This is a genomic window from Collinsella sp. AF31-11 (assembly GCF_003475605.1).
GTDB lineage: Bacteria > Actinomycetota > Coriobacteriia > Coriobacteriales > Coriobacteriaceae > Collinsella.
Window position 1 is genome coordinate 165942 of the sequence record NZ_QRQS01000005.1, and the last position, 284, is coordinate 166225.

A 284-nucleotide genomic window follows, 5' to 3' on the forward strand; every position below is an offset into this window, starting at 1 on the left:
ACCACGGGCACGCCCTTGGCCTTCACGCGCTTCATGACGCCCTGGATGGAGCTCGCGCGGAAGTTGTCGGAGTTTGACTTCATCGTCAGGCGGTACACGCCCACGACCGGCTTCTCCCTGCCCTCGTAGACGCGGTCCCACACCATCTGCAGCACCTCGTCGGCGACGAAGTCCTTGCGGGTGCGGTTGGCATCCACGATGGCCTCGATCAGGTTCTGGGGCACGTCCTTGTAGTTGGCCAGCAGCTGCTTGGTGTCCTTGGGCAGGACGCGCTCAGCTACGTC

The 284-nt window shown here is 64.1% G+C and carries 1 pseudogene; it reads right to left on the reverse strand.

The features are described from left to right. Nucleotides 1-284: pseudogene (locus DWZ22_RS10440) on the reverse strand (UDP-glucose 6-dehydrogenase); the annotation flags it as partial.